This window comes from Aquabacterium sp., assembly GCF_014378415.1.
GTDB lineage: Bacteria > Pseudomonadota > Gammaproteobacteria > Burkholderiales > Burkholderiaceae_C > Aquabacterium.
The window spans coordinates 1-19,760 of record NZ_JACMNS010000199.1 but is presented as its reverse complement, the minus strand read 5'-3'; the positions used below and the strand labels follow the sequence as shown (position 1 = coordinate 19,760).

The following is a 19,760-nucleotide window of genomic DNA, read 5'->3' as shown; positions in this document are numbered from 1 at the left end:
TGGGCACGGTCGGGTCTTGGCAGAAGCCAAGGCGAGCGACGTGCCTTCTTATCTCCACTTGCAGTTCCCGGCCTCTGACATCCCGGCGCAGGCGCGCGAACTCTACAAGCAAAATTGGCTGCGCATGATCCCGGATGTGGACTACGTCCCCGTTCCGATCGTGGGGCACCCACGCACCACGTCGGGTGGGCCGATCGACTTGACGTTTTCCTTGCTGCTCAGGGGCGGTGAGTTGTGGGGCTTGATCAGCTGCGTGCACCGCTCGCCAAAGCACATCCCGCAGGCCATTCGAACCGCCTGCCTGGCCATCGGGCAACTGCTGTCGCTTCAAATTTCCGCGTTTGAAAGCCTTCAGGAAACGTTGCTCGTCGAGCAGACGCAACCCTTGCTCAAACCCCTGATCGACCACATGAAGCTGTCCGCCCATGCGGTGCTCGACAGCTTGACCGAAATGCCCGCGCATTTGCTTGGGCTGACGCAGGCCACGGGCGCTGCGATCGTGAGCGGCGACGAAGTGACCTTGCTGGGCGCCTGCCCTGCCCGGGACCAGGCCGTTGGACTGGCCCGATGGGCGGCCGAGCAGGCGGGTGCGGATGGACTCTTCGCCACGGCTGAACTCCCGCTGGTCTACGCCCCGGCCGTGGAGTTCTGCGAATTGGCCTCGGGTTTGCTATTCGCCGTCCTGCCAAAGCCGACTCTGAACATGTTGCTCTGGTTTCGCCCGGAGGTGGCAAGGACCATCGTGTGGGCCGGTGAGCCCAGCAAGCTGCCGACCACCGGGCAGACGAAACGACCGTTCGGCTTAGCCCGAGAAGCTCTTTCGAGACCTGGAAGGTCTTGGTGCAGCACCACTCTGTGGAGTGGATGCCGCACCACCTTCACGCGGCCAAAGAGCTGCGACGTTCGGCCATAGAGCTTGACTTGGCCGCACAGGTGGTCCGCGAACAGAATGCCGTGGCCGCGCGCGATGAGCTGGTCGCCGTGGTCTCGCACGACCTGCGAAACCCTCTTTCTGCGGTGAGCCTGGGCGCAACTTTGCTGGTGCGCGCCCTTGTCAACGCACGTCAGGCCCGTCGCGACGATCGAGCAAGGGCGGTACAACGTGACCCTCTTGCCATGTCCTGTAGATTCATTGTTTGACGATGCGGACGCGCTGCTCACGCCCATTGCAGAAGCCAAGCAAATCGCGCTCTGTTTTACGCCCGTTGAAGGCCTGGTGGCCCACGCCGACCAAAAGCGCCTCTACCAGGTGATCGCGAACCTCGTCGTGAATGCAGTGAAGTTCACGCCGGAAGGAGGTCGCGTTGATGTCGCCGCAGAACTGGATTCGCAGTCCAGCGGGCGTTTGGTCAGGTTTTCGGTGACGGACAACGGCGCGGGCATGTCGGAAGACCACCTGTCGCACATCTTCGAGCGGTATTGGCGTGTTCGGGAGGCCAACCCCAAGGGGACAGGACTGGGCTTGTACATTGCGCGCGGCGTGGTCGAAGCTCACGGTGGAACCATCTGGGCCGAAAGCGAGTTGGGCAGGGGCACGACGATGTACTTCACCCTTCCTCACGCCGATTCCCTCATCAACGCTCAGGGGTGAACTGGCGCCCTGCTAACGCTTCACCAGACGCCCCTCAAGTCAGTGACATCTCGGGCCGATATGTGTGGGGCCAAGGTGTCGTTGCGAATGGTGCATTGATCGACACGATGGCATCCACTTGAGGGCCTTCATGCCAACGCACCTGCCGACCGTCTCCGCGAAAAACAGCCTTGATGACCAGTCCCACTGGGACCGGGCGCAGTCCATGGCCCAGATCGGTTCGCTGGAGTTCGACTTCGTGGGACAGACTTCCTTCGTGTCGCCACGCTTGTGCGAAATGATGGGCCAGCCCATCGGCTGGGCCCCCTCGGCCCTGGAGCTGTTGCGCCTGCACCCCGAGCATGAGCAGGACAACATCCAGCAACTGTGGCGTGGCGCTTTCACGCACCGGCGCACCCACATCCAATACGAATGCTCGGTGATCCATGGCGGACAGACCCGCCACCTGCACTACCAGGGCGAGATCAGCTACTCGGGCGATGGTGAGCCCACGCGCCTGTTCGCCGTGGTGCAGGACCTGACCCAGCACAAGCAGTCCGAGGCCATGCTGCACGCCGGCGGCAACCTCAAGGCGCTGGAAGATGCCACGCCCGACACCATCGCGCACTTCGACCTGGCCTGCCGCCGCACCTACGTGAACCCGGCCATGTTGCGCCTGAGTGGCGTGCCAGCCGAGGCTTTTCTAGGGCGCCGCCCCACGGATGACTCCGACAGCGAACAGGCGCGCGGCCTGGAAGCCGAGCTGCGCACCTGCATGAGCGAAGGCACCCGCCGCCGCCACCTGTACACCTACTACTACTTCAATGAGCGCGGCATGATCCGCGGCATCGCCGACCTGGCCATCGTGCCCACGCGCGATGCCCAAGGCGAGGTGATCGGGGCCTTCACCATTGGCCGCGACATCTCGGCGCTCAAGGAAGCACAAGGCCAGCTGGAAGACGCGCAACGCATGGCCCGCATCGGCCACTGGAGCCTGGACCTGGTGCTCAAGCAAGCCCAGATCAGCAGCGTTGGCCGCGACCTGCTGGGCCTGCCCCAAGACCAGGACTTGAGCTTCAACGCCCTGCAGGACTACTTTCCCGCCGGACAGGTCAGCAGCAATGTCGAGGCCTACCGCAACGCCGTGGAACAGCAGCTCACCGAGTTCCGCCACGACCACAGCCTGACCGGGGCCAACGGCTCGCTCAATGAACTGCACAGTTGGGTTCGCATCGAGTACACGGACAAGGGCCGCCCCGTGCGCGTGATGGGCGTGACTCAAGACCTGACGGCCTTGAAAACGCTGGAGCGCCAGACCCACCAACTGGCCTACTACGACGCCCTCACGCACCTGCCCAACCGGGCCATGCTGCGCAATGCCTTGCAGCAAGCCATCTCGGATTCGACTCGTCACCAGTTGACCTTCGGCCTGGTGATCCTGGGCATCGACCACTTCCAGAAGGTCAACGATTCGCTGGGCCAACCCACCGGCGACGCCTTGCTCAAAGCCATTGCCAACCGCCTGAGCCAGCACCTGCGCGGCTACGACACGGTGGCGCGCATTGGCGGCGACGAGTTCGCCATCGTGGTGCCCAAGATCCGCCAGGCGCTGGACGTGGGTGTGACCTTGAGCCACCTCAAGAACGCCTTCCGTGCGCCCATCCACCTGGCCGACACCGAGATCATGGTGACGGCCAGCGCGGGCATCGCCGTCTTTCCTTTTGACGGCGTGGCGGCCACCGAGTTGATCGCCCACGCGGACGCGGCCATGCACCACGCCAAGCGCTGCGGCCGCGACAACTTCCAGTACTACTCGCCCGAGCTGACCAGCAGCGCCCGCGAACGCCTGAAGATTGAAAGCGACTTGCGCAAGGCCGTGGTGCGCTCCGAGCTGGAATTGTTCTACCAACCCAAGGTGGACTTGATGACCGGCGAGATGGTGGGCGCCGAAGCCCTGATGCGCTGGCGCCACCCCACGCGCGGCCTGGTGCCACCCGACCATTTCATCAGCATCGCCGAAGACACGGGTTTGATCCTGGGCATGGGCGAATGGGCCTTGCACACCGCCTTTGCGGCCACCCGCAAGTGGAACGAGCACGCCGTCAAGCCCCTGAAAATCGCGGTGAACCTGTCGCCCAAACAGTTCTACAACAACGACTTGGTGGCCACGGTTTACGCGGCCATGGAGGCCACCGGCTGCAAGCCCGAATGGATCGAGCTGGAGATCACCGAGAGCCTGCTGCTCAACGATCCCACCGACATCCGCGCCACCTTGCAACGGCTGCACCACCTGGGCATCTCGATCGCCATCGACGACTTTGGCACCGGTTATTCATCGCTGAGCTACCTGGCGCGCTTTCCGGTCAACGTGCTCAAGATCGACCGCTCCTTCATCCGCGAGCTGACCACCAACTCGGACAGCGCCGCCCTGGTGCAGGCCATCATCAGCCTGGCCCGTGGCCTGCGCATGACCCTGGTGGCCGAAGGCGTGGAAACCGGCGCCCAGCGCGATGAACTCAAGGCCCTGGGTTGTGAGCTGGCACAGGGCTTTTTGTACAGCAAGCCGCTGCCGGTGGACGACTTCAACGCACTGATGGCGAACTGGAAACCGGCGGGTTGACGGTCCGCAGCCCCACGATCAGGCTGTGCAGCCGCAGGCGTTGCGGGGCATTGAGGCGAGAGAACCCGATCACCTGGGCCGTCATTTGATCAACGCCGGGCGCTTCGCCGGCAAGGCGCACGCCACCTTCCAGCGCGGCTTTCAAGGCCCGCAGTTTGAGATCACGTCGGCTGGCCTGATGCTCGGGCGGCGAAGGCAGGTCCAGCGCGGCTTCAAGTTGCAACAAGGCCTCGTCCACCGTGCGCTCGTCTGCCCACAAGTCTGCCCTTGATGGCGCGCCATCCCCTGTCGCGATGCGGGCTTGGCGCTGTGCCAGGGCTTGCTCCCACAAGGGTGGCAAAACCGGCAAGGCCGCCCAGCGATCGCCCAGGTCGGCAGGCGCCTCAGCCAGGGCCTCGTCAGACTCCAGGGCTTCGCACAGCATGAGCTTGGCGTGCAAGGTGTCGCAGGTGGCCTGCCACACGCGCTGAGCGCTGTCGGCCACGATGGCTTGCGCACCAGCGCGTGCCGCCCGGAACCTCGACTCCAGCGCGGCGGCTTGCGCCCTGGGCGCTTCACCCGCTTGGCGCCAGGCCGCGTCAAGCTGCCGCAAGGCCTGGTTGACATCCGCTGCCGGGCTGTCGGGCGTGATGGCCTCCAGGCGCTCGATCACGCTCAAGCGCTCGGCCAGGTTCGCCTGCAAGGCGTCGTCGCGGGCACTGAAGGCGGCGTCACGTTGGGCAAAGACGGCATCGGTCGCGGCCTTGAACTGGTCCCAGAGCGCAGCCTCAATCGGGCGCGCCAAGGGCAAGGCGCGCGCATGAGCTTGCCACTCGGCTTGCAACTCGCGCACCTGCGACAACTGCTCGGCCGGGTGCAGGCGGCCCTCCGCCGTGAGCGCCTTGGCCCGCGAGACCAGGGCTTCGCGCTCGGCCTGCGCCACGCGGCGGGCGGCTTGAAGCGGGGCTTCCAGGCGGGCCACGCTGGTGGTCAGGCGCGCCTGCAAAGCCTTGTGCGCCTTGCGCGGCACGGTGTGCTCAACAGGGCCGAGCTTGCGCCAGGCCTGGTGGAACTGGTCCAGCGCGCGGACCAGGTCTTTCCAGGGCGAGAACGCGGCATCGGCATCGGTGCCGCACGCCAAGGGCGTGGCGTCCAGGGTGTCCAACAAGCCCCCGCGCCATGCCAGGTTGGCTTGCCGATCGGCCTCCAACTGCGCCAGGTGCGCGGCCACCGGGAGGTAGGCGGTTTGAAGGGCCGCGTCAAAGCGCTCCCACAGCGGCTGGCTGGTGGCGGCCGCCAGGCGGTCGAGCTCTTTCCAGCGTTGGCGCAAATCGTCAATGGCTTCGGCCTGCGCACGGGCGGGAAGCTTGGGCTCGTCCGCCTCGGTGGCCGCCTCGGCAGCCGCCGCCGCCGCAGTGGCTTTGGCCAAGGCTTCGGCTTCCAGGACCAAGTCGTCTCGGGCCAGCCCACCACTCCATTGCTGCCAGCCTTTCATGCGGCCAGCCTCGGCCTGCACAGCGTTAAGGCGAGCGCGGTGGGCGGTGTCCATGCCATGGCCAGACATCCGGTCCAGCTGCATCAAGTGCTGCTGCACCTGCTTCAACAGGCCTTCAAGCAAGGCCGCTTCGGCTTGCAACAAAGTGACTTCGATCGCCGCGCTGTGCTCGGCCGTGGGAACCTTGGGGGCCTGCCGCGATGGCGGTGTGATCGGGTACTCAGGCGGGTACTCAGGCGCGTTCTCAGGCTCGGCGGACGGCGAATCGGCCAGGCGCGTCAATGCCTCCTGGGCCAATTCGTGGGCCTCAAGCGCTTGCGTTTGAGCCAGCGCAGCCGCTGCTGCTGCAGCCTCGGCCGCAGCCGCCAAGGCTGCCGCCTGCTGGTCGCCGTGCGCTTGCATCGCGGCCGACAGTTGCCCCGACAACGCCGCGTACTCCGCCTGGTGGGCGGCCGACAGCAAGCTGGCGTCAAGCGCCTGCCAGCCCCGGTCAAACTCGACCAGGCGGTTGACCGGGATCACCGGCACGTCCAGCAGTACGGCGGCGGCGCTGATCAAGGCGGTGGCGCGCTCGGCCACCTCGCGCTTGGCCTTGGCATGGGCATGGCGCTGCCTGGCCAACTGGTGCACCCGGCGGTCGTGGGTGCGAAACTCGCGCTCGGCTGATTTCAACCCCGCCTCGGTGGACAGGGCCTGCACGGCGGCCAGCTTCAGGTCGGCCGTCGGGGCCTCTTTGGCCAGGGCCAGCAGGGCCGCGTCATCCCCCAAAGCGCGGTCAAGGCGCCCCGACCACACCGAGGCCACATTGGCGGCCGCCTGCCTGGCCGCCGAAGTGGCTTGGGCACTGGCAGCAGGCCGGGCCGCGATCACGGGCGGGCTTGCTTTTTTCTTCCTGAATATCCAGCTCAACATGGTGTGGCGCGTCTCGGTCGGGCAAAAGGCCGATGGTGCCAGCGTTTTGCGCGCCGGTGGGCGGGGCGCAGGGTATTTCAGCGGTCGGTCGATGTCCGGGCGGGCAAGGGCAAGGGCAAGGTCACGCACACGGTGGTGCCCTGCCCTGGCTTTGATGAGATGAGCAACTCGCCCCCGGCGGCCGCCACGCGTTCGCGCATGCCGATCAGACCGATGCCGGTGCTGTGCGGTGACTCGGTGTCAAACCCCCGGCCATTGTCCTGGATCACCATGCGCAGGTGCCCCGCCTCGGGCTGCGCGCTCAGGGTCACCGAGGTCAGCGTGGCGTCCGAATGCTTGACGATGTTGTTGAGCGCTTCCTGCGCCACGCGATAGGCCGGCATGGCCAACTCGCCCCGCACATGGGGCAAGCCGGGTTCGGCCTGGAAAGTAAAGCGCGCCACTGGGTGGACTTGGTCGGCATGGCGCACCAACTCTTCCACGGCGCCGGCCAAGCCCAGCGTGTCGATGACCTCCGGGCGCAGGCGCTTGACGATGTCGCGCGTGGTGGCGTAAATCGACTGCGCGGTGGCCGCGATCCGGGCGGCCTCGCCCTCCATCTCCGCGTCGCCCCGAAACCGCGCCCGCGCCACCAAGGCACTGGCCTCCAGCCGCACCGAGATCAAGGCCGCGCCCAGGTGGTCGTGGATGTCCATGGCGATGCGCCGGCGCTCTTCTTCGACCGCGGCATTGCTGTGCACGATCAGGCGGCGCTTGCCTGCATCGGCCTGGCGGGCCAGGTCCACCGCCTCCTGCAACTGCTGCGTGCGCTTGGCAACCCGCTGTTCCAGCTCATGGCGCGAGGCATTCAGGGTGCCGGCCATTTGCACAATCGTCCTTTGCAGCTCGCCCAACTCGCCTTCGTGGTCGGTGGTCAGCTTCACGTCAAAGCGGCCCTGGCGGATGTCGCGCAAGGCCGCCATCACCGAGCCCAGGGTGCGCCGCAGCCGCTGGGCCAAGCGAAGTCCGATCAGGCAACTCAGCACCGCGGCGGCCAGCACAAAGGCAAAGGCCACCAGCAGCGCCCGGCGCTTGGACTCGAAGATCGGCGCGGGTGACATGGTGACGCGCACCGTGCCCACCGCGCGCAAAGGCCCCGCCCTGGAGGGCACGGGGATGGGCTCGAACTGGTCAACCTCGGGCAGCAATTCAATGCGAATCGGCACCTCGAAAGTCTCGACCTCGGTGGGCTTGACGGACTGGCAATCCGACACCACTGGCCGCGCCGCCGCGTCAGTGATGTCGATGCACGCGATGCCCGGATCGGCCTCGATCATGTGCCGCAGGGTGGTGCGCAAGTAAGCCGTGTTGCCCGACACCAGCCCGTACTGGCTGCTCTGTGCCAAAGCGGTGGCGACGAGTTGCCCACGCGTGGCCACGTCGCGGCGCACATCCTGCTGGGCCAGGGTGTACAGCGTGGCCGTCACCGTCAGGAACATGACGCTGGCCGGCAGCACCGCGATGACCAACAGCCTGGTGGCGATGCCCTTCGTGCGCAGAAACGGGCGCGTCATCGGGCACGCCCTGGCGGCTGGTTGCCAAGCTGTCGCACCCGGTCACTCATGGGCACGCCCAAAGAGCGGGCCACGCTCTCGTTGACGATGACGCGCCAGTACTGCGGAAAGCGCGGCTCCGGCATCGGCCCTGAACCCGGCACGCCAGCGCCTTCGATCAACTCGACCAGGTCAGCGACCACATCGTCCACCGCGCAGTAGGCCGTGGCCAGGGTTCCGGCCACCACCGTGGCCGAAGAAAAGCCCACCACCGGCACACCACGGCGGTAGGTCGATTCCAGCAGCACCCGCAGTGTGTCGGGGGTGTAGAGCGTGCTGTCCGGCACGGCCAGCAGCACCTGCGCGCCACGCAAGCGGGTGAGCGCACGGGCCACATCGTCCGAAGGCGCCAGGCGCTCTACCAACAGCTCCAGGCCCACGCTGGCCGCCGCTTGCCGCAGTGGCCGCTCCAGGTAGGCCGACGCGTCGGACAAGAGCACGGCCACCGTGATGCGACTCTCGAAGATCGCCGCGATCAACTGGAGCTGCGCCAGCGGCGAGGCCTCCGCGTAGATCGCGGTGACCGTGCTGCGGTCGCGCCCAACATCTTGCGCCACCAGTTGCCGGTAGGCCTGACTGGACGTGAGCACGGACACCAGCGGGCTTTTGAGGCCGGCCTCCAGGGTTCGCCGCAAGGCCACGGGCCCAATGGACACGGTCATGGCCGGGTTTTTTCGCGCATCGAAGGCCAAGGGGTCGGCATCGGCCACCAGGGCCGGATAGCGATGCTTCAAGACCTGCAGGATCTGCCGTCCCGACGCGGCCTCGGGGTTGGTGATGATGCGCAACTCGCGCGGTGCGCCTGCGCCCGCGCCCGCGCCCTTCACGGCCGCATGGGCCACCGGCCCGACCAGCCAATGCCCCGCCCCAAAGCCTGCCAGCAGGCGCAGCGAATGACGGCGATGGGTGTCGTGCTTCACAGGGCCATCACCGGGCTAAAACGCCACACGGACTTGGCCGTGGATGCTGAGCTGCTGATCGTAGGAGGAAGTGAAGTAGCGCGTGACATCCTGGTAGGTGTTCACCGACGGGGTGTCCAGGTAGCGCAAGGTCAGCGACACCGCGCCGGGTTGCGCCCCCAGCCAGAATGAATGCGCCAGCGTCAGGTCGGTGCGCGCATACCGCACCTCGTGAACGCCATCGCCGCTGGCCGCATAGTGCGCCGCCGACACCCGCCACGCTGGCGACAGCGCCAGGCTCACACCCAGTGCACCGCTGTGCCGCGCGTACTGCGTCGTCTCTTCAATTGAGCTGGCCTGGCGGTTCAGCAAATAGCCATAGCTGGCCCACGTGGACCAACGCTCCGACAGGTCCCAATTGAGCTGCAGCTCGGCGCCGGTCAAACGAACTGATCCGGTGTTGTCGGGCGTGAAATCGATCGTGCTCAAACGCTCAGAAATCAGGTGGCTCAGGTGGTCGTCGAAGAGCCTCGCATCCAGGGTCAGGCCAATGCGCCGAAGCATGAGCAAGTAGCCCAGTTCACGCGACCAGATCTGCTCGCTGGACAGGCCCGAGTGGGCCTTGACGGCGGTGAACAAGCGCCCCGTGTTGGAGCCGTCAATCGGGATGCTCAAGTCCCGCAGGGTGTAGCTCCAGTTGGCACGCTCTTCAAAGAGGTCGGGCGTGCGCGTGCCCTTGGACACCACGGCGCGCACGGTCTGCTGATCCGACAAGCGCGCGTTGATGGCCAACCTGGGCGAGAAGGTGCTGCCGCTCAAGGAGTTCGATTCGCCATAGCCGCCCACGTTCGCCGTCAACCAGTCCAGCGGGCGGTACTCGGCGTGCCCGAACAACCACTGCACATGGTTGCTGACCGCCCCGCCAAAAAAGGTTTCACTGCTGGACCGCTGGTAACGCAAGCCCAGCCCCGCCACAAAGCGCAGTTGGTCGGACACAACCAAGGTGTCCTGCAATTCGATTTGGCTGCGCGACTCTGAACCATCCTGGTTAGCCCGCCCGCAGGTGCTGGTGGCCGCGGCCGCGAAGCCGCCCAGTCTGGCAACCCGGGCCAGGATCAGGCCGACCAGTTGATTGTCGCGAGCCGATGCGCCCGGGGGCAGCAACTGGCCCTGGAACAGGCCTTTGACGTAGTCGGGATTGGACTGGAACAGCTCGGCCACCTCGGGCCAATAAGCGGCTTGAGGCCAGCAGGAGGTCCAACGCTGCCGGGCCGAACTGGCGACGTGCGAAACGTTGACCTGGACCTCGTGAACCGATGACAGCGACTTGGTCCAGCGTCCACTGAACAAGGTGCTGTTGATCAGCCGATCCGGCGGGGTGGCCTGGAAGGGGTCGCCCATGCCTTCTTCGGCCTTGCCGCCCACATGGGCGACCTGCATGTCCAGCGAGGAGCCGTCACTCATCTCCTGCTGGGCGCGCAGGTTGAGGCGGTGGATGCTGGTGCTGTCATGGCCGGCGGCAATGGTCGAGCTGCGGTCGTAGCCGTGGTCATGCTGCGAACTGACCGTGGCCCGCACGCTGGTCGACCCCACCGTGGTGGCCAGGCGAACGGTGCCATCCAACATGCCATGCGATCCCGTCGTCATGGACACCAGGCCGCGCTCGACGTCCTTGGGGTGCTTGGTCAGGATGTTGACCACCGCCATCATCGAGTTGGGGCCGTAGGCGGACGAGTCCGGGCCCCGGATCACCTCGATCCGCTCGACATCGTCCAGCACCACCGGCAACAGGCTCCACTGCACTTGCGAGAACGCCGACATGTAGGCCGACACCCCATCGATCAGCACGTTCAGGCGGCGCGGGCTGATGGATTTGGTGCCGTGGAAGTTGACCCGGAAATCGTTGCCCGTGGCCTGCGACACCGCCATGCCGGGCACCAGGCGCAAGGCTTCCTCGATCCGGGTGATGCCGTAACGCCGCAGGGTGTCCGCCGTGATGACGGTGACGCTGGCAGGCACATCGGCCAGCGACTGGCGCAAGCGGGTGGGCGTGATCACCACCGGGTAGCTGACATCGCTCAGGTCAATGGCACTGTCGATGCCCTGGGCCTGGGCGTGCGCCGCGCCGCCAAAAACAAAGATGGCCGAAGCCATCTGAACAAGGTACTGCTTGGGAGTCATGAAGCGGCAACTCAGGGCTCGATGAGGCCGCACCGCACCGCCAACAAGGTGATGTCGGCGGGGCGGTGGATGCCCAGGTGGTCTTTGATCGACTGGCTGGTCGTGCTGATGGTTTTGGGCGAGAGGTTCATGCGCTCGGCGATCTCCACGTTGGTGAGGCCTTGCGCCATGAGCTTGAACACCTCGGCCTCGCGAGGCTGCAGCTTGGCCAGCGGCGACTCATCGCCCCGCACGCTCATCAAGGCCAGGCGCGTGGCGATGCTGGGCATGAACACGGTTTCACCTTGGTGCACCTTGACGATGGTGTCGGCCAACTCGGTGGGGTCGGTGTTCTTGGTGACGAAGGCCTTGGCGCCGCGCTTGTACGCCTCGCGGATGACCTCGTCCTGGTCGAACTGGGTGTAGATCACGACCTTGGCGGACGCCTGCCGGGCTTGCAGTTCTTGCAACACATCCAGCCCGCCAATGCCGCCATCGCCAAAACGCAGGTCCAGCACCAGCACATCGGGCTGCAAGGCCGCGAAGGTGTCCGCCACCGCCGCCGCCTGGCTGGCCGATCCCAGCACCCTCAAGCCGTGGCGAGCCAGCACGCTGGTCAGGCCCTCCACGATCAGCGGGTGGTCGTCGGCAATCATCACGCTGATGGGGGTCATGGCGGCTGCTTGAATGGTCATGGTCGGTTTTCAGGGCTGATTGGCATCATTGCCACCTGCGTACCATGAAACTGCTCGATGGTCGCACTGCACCGGTTTGGGTGTCGCCAGGATTCTATCGGGGCGCCAGAACGGCGCCTGCTTAACTTGAGCGATGGCAGAACCCCTCCCCTGAATGAGGGGTGGCCTGCGCGGCCAGCATTGACAATGCACGAGTTGCGCGCTTAGCATGCGCCAGTTGCTACTTAATGGTAGATAAACTGCATTTTTGTGGCAACTGCTCAGGGAAAAAATGCCTCCGCGCTGGTCGGTGGCATTCATCAGGGGTGGAACACCAGCAACCCGCCAAGGCATCGCTCAAGAATGTCCGGGTCGATTCGGTGTTCCACCCGCTTTTGGCGGATCAGCGCTCCAGCCGGATCCAGGTCGTCTTCAAATCGGTGTACTTGTCCAGCGCGTGCAGCGACTTGTCGCGCCCATTGCCCGACTGCTTGACGCCCCCAAACGGCACCGTCATGTCATCTTCGTCATACTGGTTGACGTGCACCGTGCCTGCGCGCAGGTGGCGCGCCACGCGGTGGGCGCGGTCAAGGTGCTGGGTCCACACGCTGGCCTGCAGGCCATAGCTTGAATCATTGGCCAGGGCCACGGCCTCGGCCTCGTCCTTGAAGCGGATCACGCTCAGCACCGGGCCAAAGATCTCATCCTGCGCGATCTTCATGTCGTTGCGCACGTGGTCAAAAATGGTGGGCTCGACGTAGTAACCCCCCGATTCCTGGCGAACGCGGTGCCCACCAATCACGCAGTTGGCCCCCTGTTGCTGCCCCGAGGCGATGTAGCCCAGCACCGACTCCATCTGGGCTTCGTCGACCAAGGCCCCCATGTTCGTGCTGGGCGACAAGGGATCGCCGGGCTGAAAGCGCGTGGTCTGGCCGGTCACGGCTGCCACCAGCACGTCGGCGATGGACTCGTGCACCAGCAAGCGCGTGGGCGCGTTGCACGACTCGCCCTGGTTGTAGAACACCGCCCCGGCCACGGTTTGCGCCGCCCGGTCTAGGTCGTCAAAGTCATCGAACACGATGAAGGCCGACTTGCCACCCAGCTCGTTGAACACGCGCTTGAGGTTGCTGCGGCCTGAATACGCCAGCATCTTGCGGCCCACGCGGGTCGAACCCGTGAAGCCCAGGGCGTCCACGTCCATGTGCAGGGCCAGCGCCTCGCCGGCCTCATCCCCATGACCCGGCACCACGTTGAACACGCCTTCAGGCAAACCGGCCTGCAACGCCAGTTCGGCCAGGCGCATGGCCGTCAGCGGGGATTTTTCAGAGGGCTTGAGCACGATGCTGTTACCCGTGGCCAGGGCCGGCCCGAGCTTCCAGGCCGACATCAGCATGGGGTAGTTCCAGGGCACGATGGCGCCCACCACGCCCACCGGCTCTCGTTGGATCAGGGCCAGCGAATTGGCCGGCGTGGGCGCGATCTCGTCATAGACCTTGTCGATGGCTTCGGCGTACCAGGCGATGCAGCGCGCCGCACCGGGCACATCAGCGTCCAGGCTGGACTGGATGGGCTTGCCCATGTCCAGGGTTTCGAGCAAGGCCAGTTCGTCTTTGTGCTGCAGGATGAGTTCGGCAAAACGTTGCAGCACGCGCTTGCGCACCGCCGGAGCCTGGCGCGACCACACGCCGCTGTCAAAGCTGCGCCGCGCGGCGGCCACCGCCAGATCGATGTCCACGGCCTGGCCCCGGCTGACCTGGGCCAGCAAGCGGCCGTCGATGGGTGATCGGCACTCGAAGGTCTCGCCGGTGACCGCGTCCACGCGCTGCCCGTTGACCAGGGCCCGCCCATCCAGTTTGATGTCCATGGCACGCCGATGCCATGATGAGGCCGTGGACAGGTCGGTGTTGGATGGTGTCATGGCGCAGCCTCCGGTATCAACGTGGCCCCCACTCTAGCCCACATTCAGGCCACAATCGCCCCCATCGCCAACTCCAGAAAAAGGCAGCGCAATGCCAGTGATCGTTGTCGCCAACCCCAAGGGTGGCGTGGGCAAGTCCACCCTGTCCACCAACATCGCGGGCCACCTGGCCCAGCTAGGTCACAGCGTGATGCTGGGCGACATCGACCGGCAGCAGTCGTCAAAGCTGTGGCTGCAACTGCGCCCCGCCAGCCTGGCCGCCATCCAGCCCTGGGAGGTGGACGAGCAGTTTTTGGCCAAGCCGCCCAAGGGCGTCACGCACGTGGTGCTGGACACGCCGGCGGGCCTGCACGGCAAGCAGCTCGACGCGGTGATGAAGATCGCCGACAAGGTGATCATCCCGCTGCAGGCCAGCGTGTTCGACATCTACCCCACGCGTGAGTTCATCGCCAAGCTGCACAAGGGGCGCCGCTCCGACAAGGTGCAGCTGGCCGTGGTGGGCAACCGCATCAAGGAGCACACCAAGGCCACGGAACACCTGCAGGAGTTTCTGGCCACGCTGGACGTGCCGGTGCTGACACTGCTGCGCGACACGCAGAACTACGCCCACCTGGCCGCGCATGGCCTGACGCTGTTCGACGTGGCGCCCACCAAGGTCGAGAAAGACCTCGCGCAGTGGGCGCCGTTGACAGCCTGGTTGAAGGGCTGAGGCCCCGGGCTTAGAAGCTGACCAGGACGGACGCGCCGATCAGCTGGTTGTCCTTCTTGTAGCTGCCGTTCTTGACGTCCAGGAACACGGGGCCGCTGGCGTGGTCCAGTCGGTACTCGAACTTGAAGGTGGTGTTCAGGTTGTAGAGGTAGCTCAGGCCGACGGTCAGGGCGCTGCGGTTGACGCCGTGTTCGGTGTCGTCCAGGGCGTCGATCAGGCCATCGCGGTTGGTGTCTGCCACGCCCAATCCATTGCGCTCATCGTTGCCGGTGTAGCCCAGCAAGCCGCCACCGTTCTTGCGGTTGTTGATGAAGTCGGCGCGCACGGTGCCTTCCAGGCGCGGCTGGAACTTGTAGGCCGCCAGGGCTGACAGGCCCCACCACTGGGCCGGGCGCAGGTTGATGTTGGCATCCGAAGTGATGGCGGCTTTGTCCTGCCGGCCGATGCTCCACTGCCCTTGCACGGTCCAATCGCCCCGGATAAAATAGGCATCGAACTCGAACAGATCGATGCGGGTGTCCCGGCCCTGGTCCTCAGGATGGACGTACGCCGGTGAGCCGTCGGGATTGAATGCGGGAGCGCCCCCATTGTCGATGGCCACCTCATCCGCCCTGAAGTTCATGGCCTTGCCATGCACACCCGCAAAGCCAAAACCCTGGAACTCGCCCTTGGCGTAATCCACCCGGTAAGCCACCGCAGGCGCGGTCTCACCCGCCGACCGCTTGCTGGCGTTCACATTGGCCAGCATCACCTTGGTCAGCCACTTGCCACTCGTCAATTCCAGGCCCGCGCCGGTGTAGGCCGTGGGCAAGGTGAAGTCGAACAGCAGGTTGTGCGTGATCAGCTTGTTCAGCGTGGGCTGCAAATACTCATAGCCCGACCAGTCCGGGATCTGCCCCGCGATCAGGCGCGTCTGCAAGTCGGTCAGGGGGATGGACACCGAGGCCTCTTGAATGGGCGAGTTGGTGTCGAACACCGAGCCCACGCCTCGGTTGGGCGCCAGGGTCAGGCGCCAGCGCGAGCCACCATCGGTCTCCTTGGTGAAGTCGATGACGGCGGCGCCAAAGTAGGAGTTGTCGTAGTTGTAGCCATCGCCCCCATTGCCCGTGTCCACCCGGTTCAGAAACTGAAACCCCGCCCGGTCCTGGCGCTGGTTGTAGATGAAGGTCGGGTCCATGTAGCCGCTGATCTTCAGGTTCTTCAGACCCAGTGCGTCGCGCGCGTCTTCCATGGCCTCGGTCTTGACCGTGATGCGGTTGAAGTCTTGCTGCTGCTCTACCGTCATGCCTTGCGGGATCTCCGTGATCTTGGCGTCTTGCGCTTCCAGCTTCTTTTCCAGCTCGGCCATGCGCGATTTGAGCGCTTTCAACTCATTGAGGATGTCTTCGTTGACCCCGGCGCGGGCCAGGGTGGGAAAGGCCAGGCAAACGGCCAGGGCGACGGGCAGCAGGGCCAGGCGTGTGGGGCGGATCATGGGCAAAACCTCCTTGAAAGATGGGTGTATTCGTTGAAATCCAAATTCAGGACCGGGCCGCTTGCGCCAGCTCGCGGGCGCGGCGGCGCTCGGTGCGGGCCAGGGCATAACTGCCCCCGACCACGGCCAGCGACACCACGGCGATCACCACGGTGGCCACGGCGTTCACGCTGGGATCGACCCCCAGCTTGGCGCGCGAAAAAATCACCAGGGGCAGGGTCGTGGAACCCGGCCCGGACAGGAAGGCCGCCAGCACCACGTCGTCCAGCGACAAGGTGAAGGTGAGCAACCAAGCCGACAGCAGGGCTTGCGAGATCATGGGCAGGGTCACCAGGTAGAAGACTTGCGCAGGCCGCGCGCCCAGGTCCAGCGCGGCTTCTTCCAGCTGCGGGTTCAAGCCCTGCAGGCGCGCCTGGATCACCACGGTGGCGTAGGCCATGCCCACCAACAGGTGGCCGGCCCAGATGGTGCCCATGCCCCGCTCGGGCACGCCCAGCCAGCGCTGGATCGACACCAGCATCAACAGCAGCGACAAGCCCACGATGACCTGCGGCATCACCAAGGGCGCGTTGACCATGCCAACCATCAAGGTGCGGCCCAGGAAGCGCTTGTAGCGCACCAGGGCCACGGCGGCCAAGGTGCCCAGCACCACGGCGGCCGTGGCGCTCATGAAGGCGATGCGCAAGGACAGCCACAGGCCTTCCAGGATCTCGCGGTCGTGCGTCAGCTCGACAAACCACTTCAAGGTGGCACCACCCCACACCGTGGGCAAGGGCGAATCATTGAAGGAGTAGGTGACCAGCGCCACGATGGGCAAGTACAGGAAGGCGAAGACGGCGGCCAGCCAGCCTCGCGACAACCAGGTGTGGCGCTTGTTGATGCCGCTCATGCGCGGGCCACTTGCGAATCGGCCTTGGCCTTGCTGAACAGGGCCAGCGGCACGAGGATCAGCAGCACCATCACCACCGCCAAGCTGGAAGCCATGGGCCAGTCGTTGTTGGCGAAGAACTCGTCCCACAGCACGCGGCCGATCATCAGGGTTTGCGGGCCGCCCAACAGCTCAGGCACCACGTATTCGCCCACGCAAGGGATGAACACCAACATCGAACCGGCCAGGATGCCCGCACGCGACAGCGGCACGGTCACCGTCCAGAAGGCCACCCAAGGCGAGGCCCCCAGATCGTGCGCGGCCTCCAACCATCGGCCATCCTGCTTGGACAGGTTGGCGTACAGGGGCAGGATCATGAAAGGCAAGTAGGCGTAGACCAGGCCCAGCACCAGTGAGAAGGCCGAGTTCAGGTATTGGCCCGGCCCAGCGGTCACCCCGAAGGCCATCAACACTTGGTCCACGTGCAAAGCATTGAGCAGCACGGCCACCCAGCCACCCTCGGCCAACAGGCCTTTCCACGCGTACACGCGCAGCAAAAATGAGGTCCAGAACGGCAGCAGCACCATCAGCAGCAAGGCGGGTTGCACACTCTTGTCCGCACGCGCCAAGAAGTAGGCAAAGGGATAGCCCAGCAACAGGCACACGCCCGTGGTGATGGCGGCGTACTTCAGGCTGGCCAGGTAGGTTTTGACGTACAGCGCGTCCTGCGCCAGGAAGGCGTAGTTGGACAGCTTGAAGCCACCCAGTTGGCCGGCCATGTCCATGTCCGACACGCTGATCTTCAGCACGATCAAAAACGGCAGCATGAAGAACAGCAGCAACCACGCGAGCGGGATGCCGATGATGGTGCGGTCAAGCGCTTTCATGGTGCGGCCTAGCAGGTCAGCACCACTTGGGCGCAAGGCAACCACCAGGCCCATGCCAAGTCGTCCTGCGCCAAGGTGTCGTCAGGGTGGCGCTCGGTGTTGCTCTGGCTCACCTTCAGGGTTTGGCCGCTGGGCAGTTGCAAGTGGTAGACCGTGTAGCTGCCGAAGTAGGCGATGTCGCGCACGCGGCCTTGCACCTGCTTGAGGGGCACCAGTGCTTGCGCTTGCGGCAACTGGCGCGCCAAGCGGATTTTTTCAGGGCGCACGGCCACCGCCACGCCATCGACCCCGTCCATCACATTGACGTTGCCAATGAAGTCGGCCACGAAGCGGGTGGCGGGGTTCTCGTAGACCTCACGCGGTTCGCCCACTTGCAGGATGCGGCCTTCGCTCATCACGGCGATGCGGCTGGCCATGGTCATGGCCTCTTCCTGGTCGTGGGTCACCATCACACAAGTCACGCCCACAGATTTGAGGATGTGCACCAGCTCGATCTGGGTTTCTTCGCGCAGCTTTTTATCGAGTGCGCCCAAGGGCTCATCGAGCAACAGCAAGGAAGGCTGACGCGCCAGGCTGCGGGCCAAAGCCACTCGCTGCTGTTGCCCCCCCGACAACTGGTGCGGCTTGCGCTGCGCGAACTGGCCCAGTTGCACCAGCTTGAGCATGGCCTCGACGCGGTCGGCAATTTGCGCCTTGGGCAGGCTTTCGCGCTTGAGGCCAAAGGCGATGTTGCCCCACACGCTCAGGTGCGGGAACAGCGCGTAGGACTGGAACATCATGTTCAGCGGCCGCTCGTGCGGCGGCAGCTTGACCAGGTCTTGCCCCTTCAAATGGATGCGGCCCGAGGTCGGCGTCTCGAAGCCCGCCAGCATGCGCAGCAGCGTGGACTTGCCGCAGCCACTGGAGCCGAGCAAGGCAAATATTTCGCCCTGCTTGATCTCCAGGCTGACATGATCAACCGCCCTGAACGCCGCGCCACCCGCGCTGGCGCCAAAGTCCTTGACGACCTCTTGAATGCTTAAGAACGCAGTCACAGGCCCGTCTTGAAGGAGGTGTAGATGCGTGTCATCTGGCGGCGCAGATCGTTGTTGACGGCCTCGGGCATGGCCATCTTCTTCATGTCCGACTCGGAGGGGAACACCGCCGGATCATTGGCCACCTCGGGCTTGAGCAGCTTGCGCGAGGCCAGGTTGGGGTTGGCGTAAAACACCTTGTTGGTCAGCCCCGCGTGCACCTCGGGCCGCATGATGTAGTTGATGAACTTGTGCGCGTTGTCGGGGTGCGGTGCATCGACCGGGATCACCATGGTATCCATGAACACCACGCCGCCTGTCTTGGGGATCAGGGTCTGGATGTTCTGGCCGGTCTTGCCTTCGATGGCGCGGGCCCGGGCGATGTTCATGTCACCCGACCAGCCCAGCGCCAGGCAGATCGAGCCATTGGCCATGTCATTGATGTAGCCCGACGAGCTGAACAAGGTCACGTAAGGACGGATGGCCTTGAGCATGGGGGCCACGGCCTGGTAGTCGGCGATGTTCTTGCTGTAGGCGGGCTTGCCCATGTAGTGCAGCGAGGCGGGGATGACCTCGCTGGCGGCATCAAGAATCGACACGCCGCAGCTTTTGAGTTTGCTGATGTACTCGGGCTTGAAGACCAGGTCCCAGGCGTTGTCAGGCAGGGGCATGCCGCCCAAAGCAGCCTTGACCTTGTCGACGTTGATGCCCACCGTGGTGAAGCCCCACAGCCAGTTGGCCATGTACTGGTTGCCCGGGTCGAGCTTGGCCAGTTGCGCCTGAAAAGCCGGGTCGAGGTTCTTCAGGTTGGGCAGCTTGGATTTGTCGAGCTTTTGCAGCAAGCCGCCATCGGCCTGCATCTTGGCCCAGTAGGACGAGGGCATGACCACGTCATAGCCCGTCTTGCCGGCCACCAGCTTGGCGTGCACCACTTCGTTGCTGTCGAAGTTGTCGTAGCGCACCTTGATGCCGAACTCCTTCTCGAAGTTG

At 65.1% G+C, this 19,760-nt stretch carries 15 protein-coding genes and 1 pseudogene; 5 read left to right on the top strand and 11 right to left on the bottom strand.

Features of this window, described 5'->3' with window-relative positions; translation table 11 throughout:
• The 4 genes and pseudogenes from H7225_RS17070 to H7225_RS17060 form a co-directional block, all read left to right on the top strand.
• Nucleotides 1-913 (top strand): annotated as a pseudogene (locus H7225_RS17070) (hypothetical protein); the annotation flags it as partial.
• Nucleotides 841-1,140 carry a histidine kinase dimerization/phospho-acceptor domain-containing protein gene (locus H7225_RS18365; RefSeq protein ID WP_366481709.1) on the top strand — a complete coding sequence of 100 codons (300 nt, stop codon included), beginning with the start codon at nt 841-843 and terminating at the stop codon, nt 1,138-1,140. The pseudogene H7225_RS17070 and the gene H7225_RS18365, both read left to right, overlap by 73 nt.
• Entirely contained in the window at nt 1,052-1,591 is a 540-nt protein-coding gene (locus H7225_RS17065) for an ATP-binding protein (protein ID WP_290664005.1), read from the top strand. The genes H7225_RS18365 and H7225_RS17065 overlap by 89 nt, the downstream gene beginning before the upstream one ends.
• Nucleotides 1,592-1,721: 130 nt before the next feature.
• Entirely contained in the window at nt 1,722-4,190 is a 2,469-nt protein-coding gene (locus H7225_RS17060) for an EAL domain-containing protein (protein WP_290664003.1), read from the top strand.
• Here the strand turns inward: H7225_RS17060 and H7225_RS17055 are convergent.
• From H7225_RS17055 to H7225_RS17030, 6 genes are all read right to left on the bottom strand, one after another.
• Nucleotides 4,153-6,576 carry a DUF349 domain-containing protein gene (locus H7225_RS17055; RefSeq protein ID WP_290664001.1) on the bottom strand — a complete coding sequence of 808 codons (2,424 nt, stop codon included), beginning with the start codon at nt 6,574-6,576 and terminating at the stop codon, nt 4,153-4,155. The two genes, H7225_RS17060 and H7225_RS17055, sit on opposite strands and share 38 nt — an antisense overlap.
• A 77-nt stretch (nt 6,577-6,653) precedes the next feature.
• On the bottom strand, nt 6,654-8,129 hold the full coding sequence (locus H7225_RS17050; protein WP_290663999.1) for an ATP-binding protein: 1,476 nt from the start codon (nt 8,127-8,129) through the stop codon (nt 6,654-6,656).
• On the bottom strand, nt 8,126-9,088 hold the full coding sequence (locus H7225_RS17045) for a hypothetical protein (protein WP_290663997.1): 963 nt from the start codon (nt 9,086-9,088) through the stop codon (nt 8,126-8,128). Before H7225_RS17045 ends, H7225_RS17050 begins: the two co-directional genes overlap by 4 nt.
• 15 nt (nt 9,089-9,103) lie before the next feature.
• Complete coding sequence (locus H7225_RS17040; RefSeq protein ID WP_290663995.1) at nt 9,104-11,248, bottom strand: TonB-dependent receptor; 2,145 nt, start codon at nt 11,246-11,248, stop codon at nt 9,104-9,106.
• An 11-nt stretch (nt 11,249-11,259) separates the two neighbouring features.
• Nucleotides 11,260-11,922 (bottom strand): response regulator transcription factor, encoded by a 663-nt coding sequence (locus H7225_RS17035; RefSeq protein WP_290663993.1) that lies wholly within the window; start codon nt 11,920-11,922, stop codon nt 11,260-11,262.
• A gap of 382 nt (nt 11,923-12,304) precedes the next feature.
• On the bottom strand, nt 12,305-13,819 hold the full coding sequence (locus H7225_RS17030) for an aldehyde dehydrogenase (protein WP_290663991.1): 1,515 nt from the start codon (nt 13,817-13,819) through the stop codon (nt 12,305-12,307).
• Between the two features lie 91 nt (nt 13,820-13,910).
• Here H7225_RS17030 and H7225_RS17025 point away from each other — a divergent pair, with 91 nt between their 5' ends.
• Complete coding sequence (locus tag H7225_RS17025) at nt 13,911-14,528, top strand: ParA family protein (protein ID WP_290663989.1); 618 nt, start codon at nt 13,911-13,913, stop codon at nt 14,526-14,528.
• 10 nt (nt 14,529-14,538) lie between these two features.
• On the opposite strand, the gene H7225_RS17020 is transcribed toward H7225_RS17025, so the two are convergent.
• From H7225_RS17020 to H7225_RS17000, 5 genes are all read right to left on the bottom strand, one after another.
• Nucleotides 14,539-16,002 (bottom strand): DUF3138 family protein, encoded by a 1,464-nt coding sequence (locus tag H7225_RS17020; RefSeq protein ID WP_290663987.1) that lies wholly within the window; start codon nt 16,000-16,002, stop codon nt 14,539-14,541.
• A 46-nt stretch (nt 16,003-16,048) separates the two neighbouring features.
• The gene (locus H7225_RS17015; RefSeq protein WP_290663985.1) at nt 16,049-16,891 is read right to left on the bottom strand and encodes an ABC transporter permease subunit; all 843 of its coding nucleotides are present in this window, start codon (nt 16,889-16,891) and stop codon (nt 16,049-16,051) included.
• The gene (locus H7225_RS17010; protein WP_290663983.1) at nt 16,888-17,757 is read right to left on the bottom strand and encodes an ABC transporter permease subunit; all 870 of its coding nucleotides are present in this window, start codon (nt 17,755-17,757) and stop codon (nt 16,888-16,890) included. Before H7225_RS17010 ends, H7225_RS17015 begins: the two co-directional genes overlap by 4 nt.
• Before the next feature lie 8 nt (nt 17,758-17,765).
• Nucleotides 17,766-18,791: an ABC transporter ATP-binding protein gene (locus tag H7225_RS17005; RefSeq protein WP_290663981.1), complete on the bottom strand. Its 1,026-nt coding sequence runs from the start codon at nt 18,789-18,791 to the stop codon at nt 17,766-17,768.
• Nucleotides 18,788-19,760: extracellular solute-binding protein (locus H7225_RS17000; RefSeq protein WP_290663979.1), on the bottom strand; the 973-nt coding region annotated here is incomplete at its 5' end. The genes H7225_RS17005 and H7225_RS17000, both read right to left, overlap by 4 nt.